Consider the following 3,148-nt stretch of genomic DNA (forward strand, 5'->3'; position numbering starts at 1 on the left):
TGCTCTTCCGATCTGCCAGCGTCTGGTGGGCAACGTCAAGGATGGGCGCCCGTCCAATTCGGTGCTGCCGCATGTGCGCACCGATCAGGTGCTTTACGCCCAGGCCGATACCACGCTGGACGAGCTTTATGTGGCGCGCCAGTGGCGCCCGGGGCCTGATCTTTATGCCCGCGTCACGGCGGGCTATCTGGAATCGATGTATGGCGGCATCTCGACCGAACTGCTGTGGAAACCGGTTTCCAGCCGCCTCGGGCTGGGGGTCGAGGCCAATTATGTGCGTCAGCGCAACTACGACCAGCGTCTGGGGTTTCGCGATTACACGGTATTCACCGGCCAGGCCTCGGCCTATTACGATTTCGGCGGTGGTTATCTGGGTCAGTTGGATGTGGGGCGATATCTGGCCGGCGATGTGGGGGCCACCTTTGCCGTGGACCGGGTGTTTGACAATGGCTGGGAGGTGGGCGCGTTCTTTACCCTCACGGATGTGTCCGCAGAGGATTTCGGCGAAGGTTCGTTTGACAAGGGCATCCGCTTCTCGATCCCGGTGGGCTGGCTCCTGGGTACGGCCAGCCGCCAGCGGTTGGGCACCACGATCCGGCCGATCCAGCGCGATGGCGGCCAGAAACTGATGGTGCCGGGGCGGCTTTACGGGCAGGTCCGCGATGCCCATGCAAGGGCGCTGGTGGCCCAGTGGCCGAGGGTATGGGAATGATGGCTCTGTTTTCCGGCCTATCTTCCGGTCCCGTATCTGGCCCCGTATCTGGCCTGCGCCTGAGGTCTGCGCTTTTGTTCGTGCCGCTTTTCCTGGCGGCGTGCAGCGGTGGCAATGACGTGCCCAGCCTGGAATTGCAGATCATTGAAGGGGCCCGCCAGGTCGTTGCCGCCAGAACCGCCTCCAAGGCGCAGGGCCAGCGCCAGCCCCTGACCCGCGCGGCGCTGGACACGCTGAAGGGCTCCTACCTCGAGGTCATACTGGAGCGCCGGGACCAGCTGGCCTATCTTTCTGTCGACGCGCGCAGGCGCGATGGCACGCCGGGGCTGATTACCGTCTGGCGCACCGAGGACAATATTACGCTGACCACGCGCAACGGCGTGCTGATTGCCACCCGGGGTCTGGGGGGTGACATCCTGTCCAGCGCCGTGCCGGTGGCCGGTGACGCGCCCGGCCCGTCGCAGGGGGGCGAAAGAATTCTGAGCAACCGCGGGCTGGACAACAAGACCCGGCGCCTGTCGCTGATGTGCGATCTGGTTGATCTGGGCCCGCAAACGATCATCATCGTCGAGCGACGCCACCCCACCCGTCGCCTGCAAGAGACCTGCACCGGCGGCATGGCCGCGGACCGCCTGGGCGGGGCGGGCAAGGTGGTCAATGATTACTGGGTTGATTCGCGCAGCGGCATCGTCTGGCAATCGCGCCAATGGGCGGGTCCCGGATCCGGCTATCTGCGTCTGCGCCGCCTTACCAATTGAACAGATCTGGCGAAAAATAGGCGAGGTGTGCGTTGAAAGCGCCCGAAACTTGCGGTACAGATGGATCGAGCTGTTTGGAATAGGTTTTAAATTATGAAAAAGATGATTCTCGCGCTTGGCATCAGTGTCTCTGTGATCGGATCCGCTGCCTTTGCACATGTCGTAACGCCCCCAGTGGTGCCGCTGCCGCCAGTCGTGGAAGAAGATGACGATGATGTAGTGGTCGGCGTTCTGCCCAGTGCGGGTGGTTTGACCGCCGGAACCGTTGCCGGCGGAGTGATCGGAGTTGGGGTTCTGGCCGTTTTGCTGAGTGAGGAATCCGTCACCACCACCTCGGGCAGCCTCGGCTCCTACAGCGAATAGGGTCCAAGCCCCGGGCAGGTCTGGGGCGGGCTGGCGATCATTGGTAAACAGAATTCAGGGCAGGCCCTTTTGGGGTCTGCCCTTTGTCGTATGTAAGCGATGCCTGAAGCGGGGCTCTTGTCGCTGCCCGGTGGGCGCGCGCCTCTGCCTGCTTGACGCCAAGGCGCGTCGTTGGCCTTATACACGCATAGGATAATCTATCCCCGGAGATCACGCGTGGCGTTCAAATTCATTCACACGGCGGATCTGCATCTGGATTCACCGCTGAAATCGCTGGCGCTGCGGGACGAGGGCCTGGCCGAACTGATAGGCAACGCCACCCGAACCGTGCTGTCGCGGATAATTGATCTGTGTATTTCAGAGCAGGTTCAGGCGTTGCTGATCGCCGGTGATCTTTATGACGGCGCGCAGACCTCGATGAAAACCGCCCGCTTTCTGGCGCAGGAAATGGCGCGGCTGGCTGATGCGGACATTCCCGTGTTCCTGATCCGGGGCAATCATGACGCCATGTCGCGGATCACCCGCGAACTGGTTTTGCCAGAGTCTGTTACGGTGTTTTCCGACCGCGCGGAATATGTCGAAACCAGCTGGAATGGCCATGACGTTGCGGTGCATGGCATTTCGTTTCGCCAGCCGCAGGCACCCGAAAGCCTGCTGGGGTATTTTCACGGCGCGCGTGACGGGGCGTTCAATATCGGGCTGCTGCACACCAGTCTGGGCGGGGCGGCGGGGCATGACCCTTATGCGCCCTGTTCCCTGAAGGAACTGGAGGACACCGGCTTTGATTACTGGGCGCTTGGCCATATCCACCAGCGCGCCGTTCATACCGGCACCGGGGCGGTGGTGATGCCCGGCATCCCGCAGGGGCGCGACATTGGCGAAGCCGGGGAAAAGTCGGTGACGCTGGTGTCGGTGGCGGATTCCGGCGCGGTGACATTGGCCGAACGGGTTCTGGCCGTGGCCCAGTTCGAGCGGATCGAGGTTGATTGCAGCGGCCTTGAAGAGTGGGGCGATCTGGTCATGGCGCTGCGCAATGCCCTGACACAGGCGCGGCGCGACCATGACGGCGAACATCTGATTGTGCGCCCGGTTCTGGCGGGTGTTTCATCGCTGGCGTGGCGGGCGCGGCGCGATGGTGATCTGTTGCGCCACGAGGCGCAGGCGGCGGCGCAAGGCATCGGGTCTTTGTGGATCGACAAGCTGCAAGTTGAGCTGACCGAGGCCGCCGGCAAGCCACACACCGGCCCGGTGGGCGAATTGGGCGCATTGATAAAGGCAGGCACAACCGAAGATCTTGACGCCGCCGTGCAGGGCG

At 63.1% G+C, this 3,148-nt stretch carries 4 protein-coding genes; all 4 read left to right on the plus strand.

Annotated elements, in window-relative coordinates; all coding sequences use genetic code 11:
• Window positions 1-712: YjbH domain-containing protein (locus ACW8PS_RS14125; RefSeq protein ID WP_491528134.1), on the plus strand; the 712-nt coding region annotated here is incomplete at its 5' end.
• Window positions 709-1,470 carry a YjbF family lipoprotein gene (locus tag ACW8PS_RS14130; protein WP_491528135.1) on the plus strand — a complete coding sequence of 254 codons (762 nt, stop codon included), beginning with the start codon at window positions 709-711 and terminating at the stop codon, window positions 1,468-1,470. The genes ACW8PS_RS14125 and ACW8PS_RS14130, both read left to right, overlap by 4 nt.
• A gap of 93 nt (window positions 1,471-1,563) precedes the next feature.
• The gene (locus tag ACW8PS_RS14135) at window positions 1,564-1,833 is read left to right on the plus strand and encodes a hypothetical protein (protein WP_491528136.1); all 270 of its coding nucleotides are present in this window, start codon (window positions 1,564-1,566) and stop codon (window positions 1,831-1,833) included.
• 216 nt (window positions 1,834-2,049) lie between these two features.
• A partial coding sequence (locus ACW8PS_RS14140; protein WP_491528137.1) for a metallophosphoesterase family protein occupies window positions 2,050-3,148 on the plus strand: 1,099 nt, incomplete at its 3' end.

The organism is Alterinioella sp. (genome assembly GCF_058343375.1).